Raw genomic sequence first — 16,788 nt, forward strand, 5'->3', positions numbered from 1 at the left:
CATCGGAAGCGTCACCGGATGACGGGATTGGCCCGCCAGAGGCCCCAAAAACTGTGGCGATGCAGCAACTTGCGGCCTTCCGGGATGAACAGGGGGCGGTTGTCTCGCAAATTGTCCCGTTGCTATAATTTGGCGGCTCGACGGGGCACTTGTTCTGGTCCCGGTCATCCTTCTCACAAACATGCAGGACTTCGTGTGCTGAACTCCGTTGATGCGGGTCGGCGACTGATGCTGCGCGCTGCGGTCTACCCGCTGGCCGCAGTGGCTGTCCTGGCGCTGATCTTCCTGCTGCTGGCAGGCCCGAAAGCCGCGCTTGGAGCGCTGGCCCCGGGTGTTGCGATCGCCATTGGTGGCTCGATCGCGGCGCGGATGGCGCTCACGGGCGGTGTGCAGGCGGCCGGTTCGGCGCTGCTGCGCCTGATCCTGGGCATGGTGGTGAAGCTGGTATTGGTTTTTGGTGTCCTGGCGGTGTGTTTCGTGGTCTTCAAGCTGCCTGCATTGGCGCTGCTGGCCGGAGTCGCCGTTGGACTGATGTTCCAGGCCCTGGCAATGGCCAGGCTCTGATCCCTCTTTATTTATTTAACTCAAGGTTCCGGACACATGGCAGGCGAGGCGCTTACACCCACCTCCTACATCCAACATCACCTGCACAACCTGACCTTCCACATGCAGGAAGGCGGTTTCTGGGCGATCCACGTGGACACCATCGTGACCTCGGTCGCGCTGGGTCTGTTGATGGTGTTCGGCTTCTGGCTGGCCACCCGCAAGGCCACCGCCGGCGTGCCGGGCAAGTGGCAGGCGTTCGTGGAAATCTGCCTGGAGTTCGTTGACCGTCAGGCCAAGGACACCTACCACGGCACCAGCAAGCTGGTGACCCCGATCGCCATCACCATCTTCTTCTGGATCCTCTTGATGAACCTCGTCAAGATGATTCCAGCCGATTTCATCGCGCTGCCGCTGGAAGCCCTGGGCATCCCGTACTGGAAGCCGGTGCCCACCGCTGACGTGAATGCCACCCTGGGCATGTCGATCAGCGTGTTCTTCCTGATGCTGTTCTTCTCGCTGCGCGCCAAGGGCTTTGGTGGTTTCACCAAGGAATTCCTGACCGCGCCGTTCGGCAAGTGGATGATGCCGTTCAACCTGATCCTCAACATCGTCGAATGGCTGAGCAAGCCGATTTCGCTGGCGATGCGACTGTTCGGCAACATGTTCGGCGGCGAAATCGTCTTCCTGCTGATCTGGGTGCTGGGCAGTGCAGGTATCGTCGGTGCCATCGCCGGCGGTGCATTCGGCCTGGGCTGGATGCTGTTCCACCTGCTGGTGATTCCGCTGCAGGCGTTCATCTTCATGATGCTGTCCATCGTGTACCTGAGCCTGTCGGAAGACGCTCACTGAGTTTTCGCTTCACCCTTCATCCGTTTCATTACCCTTAGCTACTAATTAGTTCCAGGAGATAACCATGTACTTTGCCGCCGTCCTGACCAACTTCGCGCAGATTCAGAGCTCCACCGCCCTCGCCGTCGGCATCATGATCGGCCTGGCCGCGCTGGGTGCCGGTCTGGGCCTGGCCATCATGGCCGGTAAGTTCCTGGAGTCGGCCGCCCGCCAGCCGGAACTGATCCCGGTGCTGCAGGTCCGTATGTTCATCACCGCCGGCCTGATCGACGCCGCGTTCATCATCTCGGTCGCCGTCGGCCTGCTGCTGGCCTTCGCCAACCCGCTGAGCTCGGTCTTCGCCGAAGCCGTCACCAAGGCTCTGGCCGGCTGATCCAGCGGATTGAAACGAACGGGTGCCACACGGCACCCGCTCGCGGATGAAGGACCGGATGCGCCGCTTTGGTGGCGCATCCACCCCGTCACCCCAGATTGAGCGAACCCCATGGAAATCGGTTTTACCCTCGTTGCCCAGGCACTGGCGTTCGCCGGTCTGATCTGGATCATCGCGACCAAGATCTGGCCGCCGCTGATGAATGCCATCGAAGAGCGCCAGCAGAAAATCGCTGAAGGCCTCGCCGCTGCTGACCGCAGCCAGAAGGATCTGGCCCAGGCACAGGAAAAGGTCAACGAAGCACTGAAGGACGCCCGCACCAAGGCCAACGAGATCATCGATCAGGCCCACGCGCGCGCCAACCAGATCGTTGAAGCCGCCAAGAACGAAGCCATCGTCGAAGCCACCCGCCAGAAAGAACTGGCCCAGGCCGAGATTGATGCTGCTGCCAACCGTGCCCGCGAAGATCTGCGCAAGCAGGTGTCCGCTCTGGCCGTGACCGGCGCTGAAAAGCTGCTCAAGCGCGAAATCGACGCCAACGCCCACAAGGCGCTGCTCGACGAGCTGGCCTCGGAGATCTAAACGATGAGCCAGGCCCTCACGCTTGCACGCCCGTATGCCCGCGCCGCGTTCGCGACCGCGCGCGACGAAGGCACGTTCGCGCCGTGGTCGGACGCACTTGCGTTCTCCGCCCACGTGGCCGCCGATCCGCGCGTGTCGGCCCTGCTGTCGAACCCGGAACTGGGCCGCGACGATGCCGTCGCGCTGCTCGCTCCGGCCTCGGCCAGCGAAACCTTCGGTCGCTTCCTGAGCCTGCTGGCTGAGGCGCACCGTCTGCCGCTGCTGCCGGAAATCGCTGGCATGTACGACCAGCTTCGCGCCGAAGCCGAACACGTGGTCAAGGCCACTGTGACCTCGGCCGCCGAGCTGTCCTCCGCTGAACTGGACGCCATCAAGGCCGCGCTGCGCAAGCGCTTCGGCCGTGAGGTGGACGTCACCACGGCGGTCGACGCCTCGCTGATCGGCGGTGCCGTGATCGACGCCGGCGACGTGGTGATCGATGGCTCGCTCAAGGGCAAGCTGTCGCGCCTGCAGACCGCGCTCGCTAACTGAATTCATTTAACGTCCGGCCTGACCGCCGGCACTAGGACTTGACGATGGCAACCACGCTCAACCCCTCCGAAATCAGCGAACTGATCAAGAACCGCATCGAGAAGGTCAAGCTGGCCGCGGAATCGCGCAACGAAGGCACCGTGACCAGCGTGTCCGACGGCATCGTGCGCATCTTCGGTCTGGCCGACGTGATGCAGGGCGAAATGATCGAACTGCCGAACAACACCTTCGCCCTGGCCCTGAACCTGGAGCGCGACTCGGTCGGCGCCGTGGTCCTGGGCAGCTACGAGCACCTGCGCGAAGGCGACGTGGCCAAGACCACCGGCCGCATCCTGGAAGTGCCGGTCGGCCCGGAAATGCTGGGTCGCGTCGTGAACGCGCTCGGTGAGCCGATCGACGGCAAGGGCCCGATCGCGGCCCAGCTGACCGCGCCGGTGGAGCGCGTGGCTCCGGGCGTGATCTGGCGCAAGTCGGTCGACGAGCCGGTGCAGACCGGTTACAAGTCCGTCGACGCCATGATTCCGATCGGCCGCGGCCAGCGCGAGCTGGTCATCGGTGACCGCCAGACCGGCAAGACCGCCCTGGCCATCGACGCGGTGATCAACCAGAAGAACACCGGCATCAAGTGCGTGTACGTCGCGATCGGCCAGAAGGCTTCGACCGTCGCCAACATCGTGCGCAAGCTGGAAGAAAACGGCGCGCTGGCCCACACCGTGGTCGTCGCTGCAACCGCCTCCGAATCGGCTGCCATGCAGTACATCAGCGCCTACTCGGGCTGCACCATGGGTGAGTACTTCATGGACCGCGGCCAGGACGCCCTGATCGTGTACGACGACCTGTCCAAGCAGGCCGTGGCCTACCGCCAGATCTCGCTGCTGCTGAAGCGCCCGCCGGGCCGTGAAGCCTACCCGGGCGACGTCTTCTACCTGCACTCCCGTCTGCTGGAACGTGCGGCCCGCGTCTCGGAAGAGTACGTCGAGCAGTTCACCAAGGGTGAAGTGAAGGGCAAGACCGGTTCGCTGACCGCACTGCCGATCATCGAAACCCAGGCCGGCGACGTCTCGGCGTTCGTGCCGACCAACGTGATCTCGATCACCGACGGCCAGATCTTCCTGGAAACCGACCTGTTCAACTCGGGCATCCGCCCGGCCGTGAACGCCGGTATCTCGGTGTCGCGCGTCGGTGGTGCAGCCCAGACCAAGATCATCAAGAAGCTGTCCGGCGGCATCCGTATCTCGCTGGCCCAGTACCGTGAGCTGGCGGCGTTCGCGCAGTTCGCCTCGGACCTGGACGAAGCCACCCGCAAGCAGCTGGAACGCGGTCAGCGCGTCACCGAGCTGATGAAGCAGAAGCAGTACGCCCCGATGTCGATCGCCAACCAGGCGCTGTCGATCTACGCCGTCAACGAGGGTTACCTCGACGACGTGCCGGTCGCCAAGCTGCTGGCCTTCGAAGAAGGCCTGCACGCGCACTTCGCCAATACCCAGGGCGAGCTGATCGGCAAGGTCAACGCCACCGGCGGTTGGGACAACGACATCGAAGGTGCCTTCAAGAAGGGCATCGCCGAGTTCAAGACCACCGGCAGCTGGTAAGCGCGTAGAGCGGGGCTTGCCCCGCTTCGACGAACAACCGCGGGGCCCGCCCCGCGATACGGGAATAAGAGATGGCAAGCGGTCGCGAAATCAAAACCAAGATCAAGAGCGTGCAGAACACCCGCAAGGTGACCCGCGCGCTGGAGATGGTGTCGGCCTCCAAGATCCGCAAGGCGCAGGATCGCATGAAGACCTCGCGTCCGTATGCGCAGGCGATGAAGCAGGTGATCGGTCACCTGGCCCAGGCCAGCACCGATTACCAGCACCCGTTCCTGGTCCAGCGTGACGAGGTCAAGCGGGTCGGCTACATCGTGATCTCCTCCGACCGTGGTCTGGCCGGTGGCCTGAACAACAACCTGTTCCGCAAGATGCTGGGCGAAGTCCGCCAGTACCAGGAAAAGGGTGCCGAGATCGACGTGGTGACCATCGGCCAGAAGGCATCGACCTTCTTCCGTCGCATCAAGGTCAACATGGTCGGCAGCGTGACCCACATGGGTGACGTGCCGCACCTGGAACAGCTGATCGGCGTGATCAAGGTGATGCTCGACGCCTTCACCGAAGGCAAGGTCGACCGCGTCTACCTGGTCTACAACCGCTTCATCAACACGATGGTGCAGAAGGCCAGCTTCGATCAGCTGCTGCCGCTGCCGCCGGCTGAAAAGCAGGTGGCGCACCATGACTGGGACTACCTGTACGAACCCGACGCGGCCACCGTGCTTGAGCACGTGATGACCCGCTACGTGGAATCGCTGGTGTACCAGGCCGTGCTGGAGAACGTCGCTTCCGAACATGCGGCACGCATGGTGGCGATGAAGGCGGCAAGCGACAACGCCAACAAGCTGATCGGAACCTTGCAGCTGGTCTACAACAAGGCCCGCCAGGCAGCGATCACCCAGGAAATTTCCGAAATCGTCGGCGGCGCGGCAGCAGTCTGACGCGCACAGTCAAAGCATTTAAATTAGAGGATGCAGCAATGAGTCAGGGCAAGATCGTTCAGATCATCGGCGCGGTCGTCGACGTCGAATTCCCGCGTGAGTCGGTGCCGAAGGTGTACGACGCACTGAAGGTCGACAACACCGAAATCACCCTCGAAGTCCAGCAGCAGCTGGGTGACGGCGTGGTGCGTACCATCGCCCTCGGTTCCACCGACGGCCTGAAGCGCAACCTGGTTGCCACCAACACCAACCGCGCCATCTCGGTGCCGGTCGGTCCGGGCACCCTGGGCCGCATCATGGACGTGCTGGGCCGTCCGATCGACGAAGCCGGCCCGGTGGCCGCCAGCGACAGCTGGGAAATCCACCGCGAAGCCCCGTCGTACGAAGACCAGTCCCCGGCCACCGAGCTGCTGGAAACCGGCATCAAGGTCATCGACCTGATGTGCCCGTTCGCCAAGGGCGGCAAGGTCGGCCTGTTCGGCGGTGCCGGCGTCGGCAAGACCGTCAACATGATGGAACTGATCAACAACATCGCCAAGGCGCACAGCGGTCTGTCCGTGTTCGCCGGCGTGGGTGAGCGTACCCGTGAGGGCAACGACTTCTACCACGAAATGAAGGACTCCAACGTCCTCGACAAGGTGGCGATGGTGTACGGCCAGATGAACGAGCCGCCGGGCAACCGTCTGCGCGTGGCCCTGACCGGCCTGACCATGGCGGAATACTTCCGCGATGAGAAGGACGAAAACGGCAAGGGCAAGGACGTGCTGCTGTTCGTCGACAACATCTACCGCTACACCCTGGCCGGTACCGAAGTGTCGGCACTGCTGGGTCGTATGCCGTCGGCGGTGGGTTACCAGCCGACCCTGGCCGAGGAAATGGGCGTTCTGCAGGAACGCATCACCTCGACCAAGAATGGTTCGATCACCTCGATCCAGGCCGTGTACGTGCCCGCGGACGACCTGACCGACCCGTCGCCGGCGACCACCTTCGCCCACCTGGACTCGACCGTGACCCTGTCGCGTTCGATCGCCTCGCTGGGTATCTACCCGGCCGTCGATCCGCTGGACTCCACCAGCCGCCAGATGGACCCGCTGGTCATCGGCACCGAGCATTACGACACCGCCCAGCGCGTCCAGCAGACCCTGCAGAAGTACAAGGAACTGAAGGACATCATCGCCATCCTGGGCATGGACGAACTGTCCGAAGAAGACAAGCAGGCCGTGTCGCGCGCCCGCAAGATCGAGCGCTTCTTCAGCCAGCCGTTCCACGTGGCCGAAGTGTTCACCGGCTCGCCGGGCAAGTACGTGTCGCTGAAGGACACCATCCGTGGCTTCAAGGCCATCGTCGATGGCGAGTACGACCACCTGCCGGAGCAGGCGTTCTACATGGTCGGCGGCATTGAAGAAGCGGTCGAGAAGGCCAAGAAGATGGCTGAGAAGGCCTGATCATGAGCACCATTCGTTGCGACATCGTCAGCGCTGAACAGGAAATCTTCCGTGGCGAAGCGACCCTGGTCGTGGCGACCGGTGAGCTGGGCGAGCTGGGCATTGCGCCCAAGCACGCCCCGCTGATCACCCGACTCAAGCCCGGCAAGGTCGTGGTCACCACCCCGAATGGCGAGCAGCTGGACTTCGCCATCTCCGGCGGCATTCTGGAAGTGCAGCCGCAGGTCGTGACCGTGCTGGCTGACACCGCCATCCGTGCCGAAGACATCGACGAAGCCAAGGTCCGCAAGGCCAAGGAAGAAGCCGAGCGCATGCTTGCCAACCGTGGCGAAGCCATGGACGTGGCCGAAGCCCAGCAGAAGCTGGCCGAGGCCGTGGTCCAGCTGCAGGCGCTTGAGCGCCTGCGCAAGACCCTCAAGCACTGAGCCCCGGCTCAACCGTGCACCTCAAGACGCCGGCCAAGTGCCGGCGTTTTGCTGCGCCTCAACGCGCGCGCAAAGCCTGCTCGTCCGCCAACAGCCGATGTACGGGTTGCCGCGGTTCGCTGGCGACGTCGAAGTTGAGCCAGGACAGCAGCATCTGGAAGCCAATGATCACCGGCAGTGCGGCTGCCATGACCGTGCCTGCGGTCGCTGGAATGCCCGTGTGCGCCGAGCTCCACCAGTGAAAGACACCGAAAGCAGTGCCACCCAGCAGCAGCAGCGTTCCCAGCAGCAGTTCAACGCTCGCCAGTGAGAAGCCACGAACCAGGTAGCTGTATCCAAGGCGGCGCACCGTGTTGCGCAGGTGCCCGGCCAGGAAAGGTGCCAGCACCCGTGCCGGACTCAGGCTGCTGGTTTCGTCCTCGTAACGCGCCTGCATCGGCACATCGGCGACTACCGCACGCACCTGGTTCAGGTGATACAGCAGGTCCGACTCGAAGAAGTACCGCCGCGCAATCCGTTCCAGTTCCAGCTCGCGTATCACCTCGCAGCGGATGGCGGTATAGCCGTTGGTTGGATCGGTCACCTGCCAGTAACCGCTGGACAGCTTGGTCAGGAACGAAAGCGCCGCGTTGCCGACAAGGCGTACCCAGGGCATGCCACGCAGGAAGCCGATGCGATGGAAGCGGTTGCCTTTTGCGTAATCGGCGTGCCCCGACAACAACGGGCTGGCAAACCGACGCAGCAGGGCGGGGTCCATCTGACCATCTCCGTCCAGCTTCACCACCACTTCGGCACCGCTGTCCAACGCGTGACGATAGCCGGTCAGGGTCGCTCCGCCGACACCCTGGTTGATGCCGTGTTCGATCACCTGGACCCGCGGGTCGTCGCAGTGCGCGCGGATCCACGCGCCGCTCTGCTCCGGGCAGGCATCGTCCACCGCGAAGATCCAGCCTGCCTCCGGTCCGATCGACGCAATCACCTGCAGCACGTGCGCGCGCACCCGATAGCAGGGGATGACCACGGCTATCCGTGGCGGGTCTGCGGCGTCAGGTGACATGGTCGAGGTCCTTGGAGGTACAGGCGACCATGCTAGTCGATGCGCGCGGCAGCGCAATTGCACGGGCATGCGATCGTCCGTCATTCAGCGGAACACCACGTAGCGCATCAGCAGGAACGAGAGCGCGGCCAGCCCACCCTCGACCAGGGGTTTGGCCAGCCAGGCGTGGGTCAGCCCGAGCTGATCGGCGACGGCGCTGACCAGCACCGTGCTCAGCGTGGTCATCACCGCCCACAATGCCAGGAAGCGGCCAAAGCGCTTCCAGCCCAGGCGGTGTTGCCCGTCCTGAGCAAACGTATGCCGGCCGTTGAGCCAGAAGCCAAGCAGCATGCCGCACAGGCGTCCCAGCAGGTTGGCCGGCGCGACCGGCATGCCCAGCGCGGTGGCACCGACAAACAGCGCCGAATCCACGCCAAGCTGCACCAGGCCGATGATCAGGTAGCTGCTGCCTTGTCGGATCAGGCTCACATGGGGTCCGGGGTGGGAAACGCAGCATGTTAACTGCATGCGTTCTAGAATCGCAGTCACACCCCTGAACTCCTGCTGCCCCATGACCCAAGCCCTGCACGTCATCATCCTCGCCGCCGGCGCTGGCAAGCGCATGAAGTCCGATCTGCCCAAGGTGCTGCAGCCGATCGCCGGCCGCCCGATGCTGGCGCACGTCATTGATGCCGCGCGCGCCCTGCAGCCGGCCGCCATCCATGTGGTGTATGGACATGGCGGTGAGGCGGTGCGCGCCGCTTTTGCCGACCAGCCCGACCTGCAGTGGGCCGAGCAGCGCGAGCAGCTGGGCACCGGCCATGCCGTGCAACAGGCCATGCCGCAGGTGCCGGACGATGCCAAGGTGCTGGTGCTGTACGGTGACGTGCCGCTGATCCGCGCCGATACCCTGCGTCACCTGCTCTCCCAGCCGGGCCGGCTGGCGGTGCTGGTGGCTGAAGTCGCCAATCCCACCGGCTACGGTCGCATCGTGCGCAATGCCGAAGGCCGGGTGGCCGCCATCGTCGAGCAGAAGGACGCCAACGATGAACAGCGCGCCATACGCACCATCAACACCGGCATCATCAGCGCCGACGGTACCGCGCTGCGCATGTGGCTCTCCCAGCTGTCCAACAGCAATGCCCAGGGCGAGTACTACCTGACCGATGTGTTTGCATCTGCAGCGGCGGAGTACACCCCTGCCGACATGGCGTTCGTGGACGATGCGCAGGAGGCCGAAGGTGCCAACGACCCGTGGCAGCTGTCGCAGCTGGAGCGGGCGTGGCAGCTGAGGGAGGCGAAGGCGTTGTGCGCGCAGGGCGCGCGCGTGCTGGATCCTGCGCGCCTGGATATCCGCGGCACCGTGCGTGTTGGGCGCGATGTGCAGATCGACGTCAACGTCATTCTGGAGGGAGAGGTCGAGCTGGGCGACGGCGTCAGCATTGGGGCGTTCACCCGCCTGAAGGACGTGAAGCTGGCCGCCGGCACGGTGGTGAAGCCGCACTGCGATCTGGACGGCGTGGTCAGCCAAGGCGCGGCGGATATTGGTCCGTTCTCGCGGCTGCGCCCGGGTACGGTGCTCGAGGACGGATCGCACGTGGGCAACTTCGTGGAAACCAAGAAGGTGCACCTGGGGGCGGGTAGCAAGGCCAATCACCTCACCTACCTGGGTGACGCAGTGATCGGCAGCAAGGTCAACATCGGTGCCGGCACCATCACCTGCAACTACGACGGCGTGAACAAGTCGCAGACCACCATAGGCGACAACGCGTTCGTGGGCTCCAACAGCTCGCTGGTGGCTCCGGTGACGGTGGGGGCGGGAGCAACCATTGCCGCCGGTTCGGTGATCACCCGCAATGCGCCCGAAGGGCAGCTGACCGTGGCGCGTGCACGCCAGCAGGTGATTGAAGGCTGGCACCGTCCGGTCAAGAAGTGAGGGCGTGACGACCAGCGGTCGTCACCCACCATTCGGTAGGTAACGATCATTGGTCGTTACCCCTTCAACCCGGCAGCAGAATCGACACGCACAGGCCGCCTTCGCGGCGGTTCTGCAGCGCCACCCGCCCACCGTGTGCCTCGACAATCTCGCGCGTCAGCGCCAGGCCAAGCCCGGTGCCATTGCGCTTGGTCGAATAGAACGGCATCAGTGCGTTCTGCAGCACCGCCTCGTTCATGCCCTTACCACGGTCCAGCACTTCGATGCGCAGCCACTGCGGCAGGCGCGTCAGCCGCAGCTCCACATCGTCATTCGGCGGGTCGGCCTCACCACACGCCTCATGTGCATTCTTGAGCAGGTTCAGCAGCGCCTGGCCCATCTGTGCAATGTCGATCCGGCCCTGCAGGTCTTCCGGCACCTCTGCCATCTGGAAGGGAATCTGCATCTGCAGCCCACCCAGGAACTGCGCCCACTGCACGTTCTGCAACTGCGGCTGCGGCAGTTTGGCGAAGCGTGCGTAGCCGCGGATGAAGCCTTCCAGGTGCCGTGCTCGCTCCTCGATGGTGGAGAACACATTCTCCAGCCGCTCGGTCTTGCCGCGCCGCACCAGTTCGCCGCCGGAGTGCGCCAGCGAGGCGATCGGTGCCAGCGAGTTGTTCAACTCATGGCTGATCACCCGGATCACCTTCTTCCAGGTCTGCACCTCCTGGCGGCGCAGCTCGGCGGTGAGCAACCGCACCAGCAACAAGTCATGCGGGCGGCCGTTCAGATGGAAGCTGCGCCGTGACAGGTGATAGACCTGTTCGTCGTCCTCATCCGGCTCCTGCCCGTCGTCCTCGGTCATGCGTACCGCGAACAGACTGTCGCCGCCGCGCATGATCGCATCGCGCAGTTCCACTGGCATGGTCTCCAGCACGTCGTCCATGCGTTGGCCTTCCAGCTTCCAGCCGTTGTGCAGCAGCTTGCGCGCGGCCAGGTTGGAGAACACCACGCGCTGGATGCCGTCGCCGCCATTGGCCAGCAGCAGCATCGAGACAGGGGTGTTCTGCACCATGGTGTCCAGCAGCAGCTCGCGTTGCACCAGTCCCTGGCGCTGTTCGCGCAGCACGTCGCCCAGCTCGCGATGCGCTTTCACCAGGTCGCCCAGCTCATCATCGCCGGGCCAGTACACGCTGAAGTTGTACTCGCCGTCACGATAGCTGCTGGTGGTGCCCGACAGTGCGCGCAGCAATGAACGCACCGGCGCGGTGGCGCGGCGCAGGGTCCACCACATCAGCGCCAGCAGCACGACGGTGGAGATCAGCGTCACCGCCCAGCCGTGGTCCATCCAGTAGGCCAGCAGCCACGGCCCGGCGGCAGCCAGCGCCAGCACCGGCAGCAGCCGCAGGAACAGCCGTAGGGTGAACGAGCGCCGGCTCATTCGCGGGGAATACCGTAACGATCCATGCGCCGGTACAGCGCCTGTCGGCTCAGCCCGAGTTCCGCGGCGGCCTGGGCAATGATGCCGTGGCTGTGGGCCAGCGCCGACTCAATTCGGCTGCGGTCGGGGTCCACCGTCGGCGCGGCGGCACGAGGCGCAGCTGCGGCGCGTGGCAGATTCAGATCGGCCACTTCAATGCGCTCGCCCTGCGCCAGCAGGCCGGCACGCTGGATGACATTGCGCAGTTCGCGCACGTTGCCCGGCCATGGATGACGCTGCAGTGCGGAAGCCGCTGCGCTGGACAGCGGCTTGCCGTCGCCCAGGAAGCGCTCGGCCAGCGGCAGGATGTCACCCGGCCGTTCCGCCAATGGCGGCAGGCTCAGTTCAACCGTGTTGAGCCGGTAATAAAGATCTTCGCGGAACTGGCCATCGCGGATCATCGCCGGCAGGTCGGCATTGGTCGCGCTGATCACCCGGACCTTGACCTGTCGTTCGCGATTGGAACCCAGCCGCTCGAAGCGACCGGTTTCCAGCACGCGCAGCAGCTTCATCTGTCCACCCAGTGACAGATTGCCGATTTCGTCGAGGAACAGCGTGCCGCCATCGGCCGCCTCGAACTTGCCCTCGCGTGCCTTGTTCGCGCCGGTGTAGGCACCGGCCTCGCTGCCGAACAACTCCGCCTCGATCAGTTCGGCCGGAATCGCGCCGCAGTTCAACGCGACAAATGCCCCCTTGGCGACCAGCGAGTTGGCCTGGATGATCTCGGCGATCTTCTCTTTGCCGGCACCGTTCGGGCCGGTGATCAGCACCGGCAGCTCCGAGCGTGCCACCTGGCAGGCCAGGCTGACCACGCGCTCGCTGGCCGGGTCGGCGACTACGGCACCGCGCAGGTCATAGCGTGATTCAAGCTGATTGCGTGCGCGCTGCTCACGCTCGCGGCGACGATCCAGTTCGCGCCGCGTTTCAGAAAGCTCCAGCAGGTTGTTGACCGTGGTCAGCAGCTTGCGGTCGTCCCACGGCTTGGCCAGGTAATCGGCCGCACCGGCCTTGACCAGGTCCACCGCGCTGCTCAGGTGCGTCCACGCGGTCAGCAGAATTACCGGCAGGTCCGGGTGACGCGCACGGATCTGCTGGAACAGCGCCTCACCCTCTTCGCCGGAGGTGGTGTCTTCGGTGAAGTTCATGTCCTGGATCACCAGGTCCACCGGCTGCTCTTCGAGCAGGGCCAGGCCCGCTTCCGGCGACAGCGCATGTGCGGTGTCGATGTCGTGCAGCGAAAACAGCACGTCCAATGCCGTGGCCACGCTGGCATTGTCGTCAATGATCAGGATCGAAGGCATGCGGCAGCGGAAGACGGGACAGAATGCAGAGAGTACCGGAGCGCCGGGCCGCATGGCAGTGCGGCCCGGCCACCGGTCACGGCCGGTCGGGCGGAGAGGGCGGAGAGGGCGGGCGGGGCGGCTCGGGGGGCCGAATGGCGAGCCACGGAGCCGTGCTGACCGTCAATGTCTGCTCGCTCCCGTTGCGCTGCACCACCACCGGTACCGTTGGCGCGCGGCTGCCGGTCAGTGCGGAGGTCAATGCGGTCACGCTGCTGACGGGCTTTCCGTCAACGCGCAGCACGCGGTCGCCCGCATTCACGCCGAAGCGTCCCGCCGGGCTGGCCGCCAGTACGCTGACCACGCCCTGTCTCGCCTCCAGGCTCAGATGGTTGCCGTTGCTCCGCACATCCATGCGCGAGGTCTCGGTGCGTCCGCCCGGCGAGCAGGCGGCGGTGGCAAGCGCCAGGGCCGCCAGTCCGATGCGGAAGAAGCATGTGTTCATCAGGCGCTCCGGGTGGCAACCGCAGGCGGTACCGCCGCCGCACGGTGGGCCGGGCCGAACACGGCGATCTGACCCAGCAGCCACAGCAGCACCGCACCGATGGGCAGGTAGCTGGCCGGCATGCGCGGCAATTCATACGCACTCATCAGCCACAGGTTGATCGAGTAGGCCAGCAGCATGCCCAGCACGATGCCCACCGTGGCGAGCAGGAAGTTCTCGGTCTGGAAGTAGCGCAGGATCTGCCCGCGCGTCGCCCCCAGCGCCCGGCGGATGCCGATCTGCTTGGTCCGCTGCTGCACCCAGAAGCTGGCCAGACCGACGATGCCCAGTGCAGTCACCACCAGCAGGGCCACGCACACCGTGATCAGCAGGCCAACCATGGCGCGGTCGTTCTGGAAGTACTTTTCGCGCTGTTCTTCATAGGTGAGCTTGCCGCGCACCATGCGGTTGGTGTCCACCTTTTCCAGTGCGGCCACGGCCGCGTTGAGCACTTCCTGGCGACGCGACGGGTCGGTGACGCGGATCAGGTAGAGGCCCAGGTCATAGTTCACCCGCACCGGCAGCATGATGGAGTAGCCAGTGTCCGACTCGACCGTCACCGGGCGTGCCAGCTCCTTCACCACGCCGACAATGCGCAGCGGCATCTTGCCACTGTAGATGGTCTTGCCGACCGCCTGCCCGTCCGGGAACAGCTTCAGCGCGGCGCGGCTGCTCAGGATCACCGCCGAACCGCGCTGTTCGATGGTGGGATCCTTTTCCACGTCTTCCAGATCCGCGTACTCGTCGGCCTGGAAGTCGCGGCCTGCGACCAGCTCCAGTCCCATGGTATCGACGGTGCCTTCGCTGACCATGTACTGCGCGGCATTGAAATTGGGCCGCTCCTGGTCGGGAATGAGCGACACGCTGGTGTTCCACGAGTTGCGGCGGAAGGGCAGCTGGTTGAGTGGAACCGCGTTTTTCACGCCCGGAATGGCACGCAGCGCGGCGAGGTCTTCACGGGTGCGGGCGGTGGCGTTCACCTGCGTGCCGATGCCGCCCAGGCGCACTTCAAGCAATTCCTTCTCGGCGATGCCGCTGGGCTGGTTGATCTTCTCCAGCCGTTGCCCGATCAGGAAAAGTGCGTTGCAGACGATGGCGCAGGTGAGGGCGATCTCCAGCACGATCAGGGCAGCAGCGGTTTTGTGCCGGCGCAGCGTGGTCAGAATGGGACGGATATCCATGGTGTGCTCCGGATACTTACTGCGACTTGAGTTGGATGGCGGGGGTGACCTGCATCGCGCGCAGCGCCGGCAGGAAGCCTGCCAGCAGGCTGGCCGCCAGGGTCAGACCGAACGTGAGCAGCAGCATTGACCCGTCCAAGGTGGCCAACTTGGCGTAGTCGACGGGCTGCTGGCGGACGGCATACAGGCCCAGCATGGCCAGCCCCAGGCCCAGGATGCCGCCGGCCAGCCCCACCGTGCCGGCCTCGACCAGCGACTGCAGGAAGATCTGCCCGCGGCTGGCCCCCAGCGCACGGCGCACGCCGATCTCGCCGCTGCGACGCAGGAACTTGGCCAGCAGCAGCCCGACGGTGTTGATGAGGCACACCGCCAGGAAGCCCAGTGCCAGCCACAGCTGCAGCCGCACGTCGCTGGGCACCACCTGCTTGAAGTCCAGCCACTCCATCACGTTGCGCAGCCGCACGTTGGACGGACGCTGGAAGCGACCGGCCGCCTTCTGCTGGGCGGAGTAGTTCTCCAGGTACGCACGGTAGTCGGCGGCATCGCTGGCCGAGTCCAGCTCCACCCAGTACTGCATCCACACGCAGGGCGCGTTGAGTGCGGTTTCCTCACCGTTCGCATTGCCCCAGCAGTTCATGTTGCCGTTGCGGCCAAACTTGAGGTCCAGCGCGGTGGAGACCGGCACGTAGATGTCTTCACTGTCGCCGTAGCGACCGGTTTCCAGGTCGTAGAAGTGCGGGTTGGGGTTCCAGGTATCCAGCACGCCGACCACGTTGAAGGTGTGGCCATCCATGCGCAGCGGGCGGCCCACGCTGTTCTGTCCATTGAACAGCTTGTCGTTGAGGGTCTTGGAGATCACCGCCACGCGGCCGCGACCTTCATCCTGGTCGGCTTTCCAGCCCTGGCCATACAGGAATGGCGTATCGAACATCGCGAAGAAGTCGGTCGACGTGTAGCGCGCATCGGTGGTGAACGGACGCAGCGTGCTGCTATCCGGCTCCACCGTGACGCCGCCACCGGTCATCAGTGCCTGGTGCTTGGCTTTCTTCTCGCGCAGCAGGGTTTCGCCGTCGAAGCGGGTGACCTGCTCCTCCGGTTCCTCGCTGGGCTGGTAGCCGATCATCGGACGCGGGTCGAGCTGGACGTTGAACAGACGGTCGCTCTTCTGCGGAATCGGGTCGCCGGAAAGCACGTGGAACACCGTGAGCGTGGTCATCGACGCGCCGATGCCCAGCGCGATGGCGATCACCATCAGCGCGGTCAGCACCTTGTTGCGCCGGAAACTGCGCAGGGCCAATCGGAAGTAGTAGGCGATCATGGCAGGCCTCACTCGTTGACCGAAGCAACAACAGGGCGCGGGGTGGCCAGCACCGGTTCGCGCACCAGATCGGTGGCCTGGCCATCGACGATGTGCACGTTGCGCTGCGCACGCGCCGCCAGTTCCGGATCATGGGTGACCATCACGATGGTGGTGCCGGCCGCGTTGATCTCCTCCAGCAGTTCCATCACGCCGCGTGCCATCTGGCTGTCCAGGTTGCCGGTCGGTTCGTCGGCCAGCAGCAGGCGCGGGCTGCCGGCCAGGGCGCGGGCAATCGCGGCGCGCTGCTGCTGGCCGCCGGACAGTTCCGACGGGTAATGCTTCATGCGCGAGCCCAGACCCACCTGCTTGAGTGCGTGTTCGATGCGCTGGCGGCGTTCGGCCGCCGGCATGCCGCGATAGCGCAGCGGCACATCGACGTTGTCGAACAGGTTCAGATCCGAGATGAGGTTGAAGCCCTGGAAGATGAAGCCGATCTTCTGGTTGCGCAGTTTGCTGCGGGCGTCATCGCCGAGCTTGCTCACGTCCTGGCCGTCGAGCAGGTAGGTGCCGCTGGTGAAGGTCTCCAGCAGGCCGGCGATATTGAGGAAGGTCGTCTTGCCGGAGCCGGACGGACCGGTCACGGCGACGAACTCGCCTTCTTTCACGTGCAGGTCAAGCGACCGCAGGGCGTGGGTTTCCACCTGTTCGGTGCGGAACACTTTGGCAACCGAGCGCATCTCAAGCATGACAGTTTCCTTCTGGAAGTCGTAAGGG

The 16,788-nt window shown here is 64.8% G+C and carries 18 protein-coding genes; 10 read left to right on the plus strand and 8 right to left on the minus strand.

Annotation, left to right across the window (positions count from 1 at the left end; genetic code table 11):
• Positions 1-195 precede the first annotated feature (195 nt).
• The 9 genes from RT551_RS04945 (at position 196) to RT551_RS04985 (ending at position 7,278) form a co-directional block, all read left to right on the plus strand.
• A complete protein-coding gene (locus tag RT551_RS04945) occupies positions 196-564 on the plus strand; it encodes a hypothetical protein (protein WP_311192678.1) in 369 nt (122 codons plus the stop codon).
• A 36-nt stretch (positions 565-600) separates the two neighbouring features.
• Positions 601-1,395, plus strand: coding sequence for a F0F1 ATP synthase subunit A (gene atpB, locus RT551_RS04950; RefSeq protein WP_125361390.1), 795 nt, complete (start codon positions 601-603; stop codon positions 1,393-1,395).
• 64 nt (positions 1,396-1,459) lie between these two features.
• Positions 1,460-1,768, plus strand: a complete 309-nt coding sequence (atpE, locus tag RT551_RS04955) for a F0F1 ATP synthase subunit C (RefSeq protein ID WP_311192676.1) — start codon at positions 1,460-1,462, stop codon at positions 1,766-1,768.
• A 111-nt stretch (positions 1,769-1,879) separates the two neighbouring features.
• A complete protein-coding gene (locus RT551_RS04960; protein ID WP_125361394.1) occupies positions 1,880-2,350 on the plus strand; it encodes a F0F1 ATP synthase subunit B in 471 nt (156 codons plus the stop codon).
• 3 nt (positions 2,351-2,353) lie between these two features.
• Positions 2,354-2,881 carry a F0F1 ATP synthase subunit delta gene (locus RT551_RS04965; protein WP_313456108.1) on the plus strand — a complete coding sequence of 176 codons (528 nt, stop codon included), beginning with the start codon at positions 2,354-2,356 and terminating at the stop codon, positions 2,879-2,881.
• A gap of 44 nt (positions 2,882-2,925) precedes the next feature.
• Entirely contained in the window at positions 2,926-4,473 is a 1,548-nt protein-coding gene (atpA, locus tag RT551_RS04970; protein WP_313456110.1) for a F0F1 ATP synthase subunit alpha, read from the plus strand.
• A gap of 71 nt (positions 4,474-4,544) precedes the next feature.
• Positions 4,545-5,408, plus strand: a complete 864-nt coding sequence (gene atpG / locus RT551_RS04975; RefSeq protein ID WP_125361400.1) for a F0F1 ATP synthase subunit gamma — start codon at positions 4,545-4,547, stop codon at positions 5,406-5,408.
• A 38-nt stretch (positions 5,409-5,446) separates the two neighbouring features.
• Complete coding sequence (atpD, locus tag RT551_RS04980) at positions 5,447-6,853, plus strand: F0F1 ATP synthase subunit beta (RefSeq protein ID WP_125361402.1); 1,407 nt, start codon at positions 5,447-5,449, stop codon at positions 6,851-6,853.
• Positions 6,854-6,855: 2 nt separating this feature from the next.
• Positions 6,856-7,278 carry a F0F1 ATP synthase subunit epsilon gene (locus tag RT551_RS04985; protein WP_313456111.1) on the plus strand — a complete coding sequence of 141 codons (423 nt, stop codon included), beginning with the start codon at positions 6,856-6,858 and terminating at the stop codon, positions 7,276-7,278.
• A 58-nt stretch (positions 7,279-7,336) separates the two neighbouring features.
• Here RT551_RS04985 and RT551_RS04990 read toward each other — a convergent pair whose 3' ends face one another.
• Both RT551_RS04990 and RT551_RS04995 read right to left on the minus strand, forming a co-directional pair.
• Positions 7,337-8,335, minus strand: coding sequence for a glycosyltransferase family 2 protein (locus RT551_RS04990; protein WP_313456113.1), 999 nt, complete (start codon positions 8,333-8,335; stop codon positions 7,337-7,339).
• 84 nt (positions 8,336-8,419) lie between these two features.
• Complete coding sequence (locus RT551_RS04995) at positions 8,420-8,803, minus strand: GtrA family protein (protein ID WP_313456115.1); 384 nt, start codon at positions 8,801-8,803, stop codon at positions 8,420-8,422.
• Positions 8,804-8,885: 82 nt separating this feature from the next.
• Between RT551_RS04995 and glmU the strand changes: the two genes are divergently transcribed.
• Positions 8,886-10,250: a bifunctional UDP-N-acetylglucosamine diphosphorylase/glucosamine-1-phosphate N-acetyltransferase GlmU gene (glmU, locus tag RT551_RS05000; protein WP_313456117.1), complete on the plus strand. Its 1,365-nt coding sequence runs from the start codon at positions 8,886-8,888 to the stop codon at positions 10,248-10,250.
• Positions 10,251-10,314: 64 nt separating this feature from the next.
• Here the strand turns inward: glmU and RT551_RS05005 are convergent, their stop codons facing one another.
• The 6 genes from RT551_RS05005 to RT551_RS05030 all read right to left on the minus strand — a co-directional run bounded on the left by RT551_RS05005 (position 10,315) and on the right by RT551_RS05030 (position 16,760).
• Entirely contained in the window at positions 10,315-11,670 is a 1,356-nt protein-coding gene (locus RT551_RS05005; RefSeq protein ID WP_313456119.1) for an ATP-binding protein, read from the minus strand.
• Positions 11,667-13,010, minus strand: coding sequence for a sigma-54 dependent transcriptional regulator (locus tag RT551_RS05010; RefSeq protein ID WP_313456120.1), 1,344 nt, complete (start codon positions 13,008-13,010; stop codon positions 11,667-11,669). Before RT551_RS05010 ends, RT551_RS05005 begins: the two co-directional genes overlap by 4 nt.
• Before the next feature lie 76 nt (positions 13,011-13,086).
• Positions 13,087-13,494, minus strand: a complete 408-nt coding sequence (locus RT551_RS05015; RefSeq protein WP_313456121.1) for a PDZ domain-containing protein — start codon at positions 13,492-13,494, stop codon at positions 13,087-13,089.
• Complete coding sequence (locus RT551_RS05020) at positions 13,494-14,714, minus strand: FtsX-like permease family protein (RefSeq protein ID WP_313456122.1); 1,221 nt, start codon at positions 14,712-14,714, stop codon at positions 13,494-13,496. The genes RT551_RS05015 and RT551_RS05020 overlap by 1 nt, the downstream gene beginning before the upstream one ends.
• Before the next feature lie 16 nt (positions 14,715-14,730).
• Positions 14,731-16,032, minus strand: a complete 1,302-nt coding sequence (locus RT551_RS05025) for an ABC transporter permease (RefSeq protein ID WP_313456123.1) — start codon at positions 16,030-16,032, stop codon at positions 14,731-14,733.
• An 8-nt stretch (positions 16,033-16,040) separates the two neighbouring features.
• On the minus strand, positions 16,041-16,760 hold the full coding sequence (locus tag RT551_RS05030) for an ABC transporter ATP-binding protein (RefSeq protein WP_313456125.1): 720 nt from the start codon (positions 16,758-16,760) through the stop codon (positions 16,041-16,043).
• Between the last annotated feature and the right edge of the window lie 28 nt (positions 16,761-16,788).

Origin of the sequence: Stenotrophomonas sp. (assembly GCF_032103445.1) — a bacterium.
In the GTDB taxonomy this organism is placed as follows: Bacteria; Pseudomonadota; Gammaproteobacteria; order Xanthomonadales; family Xanthomonadaceae; genus Stenotrophomonas.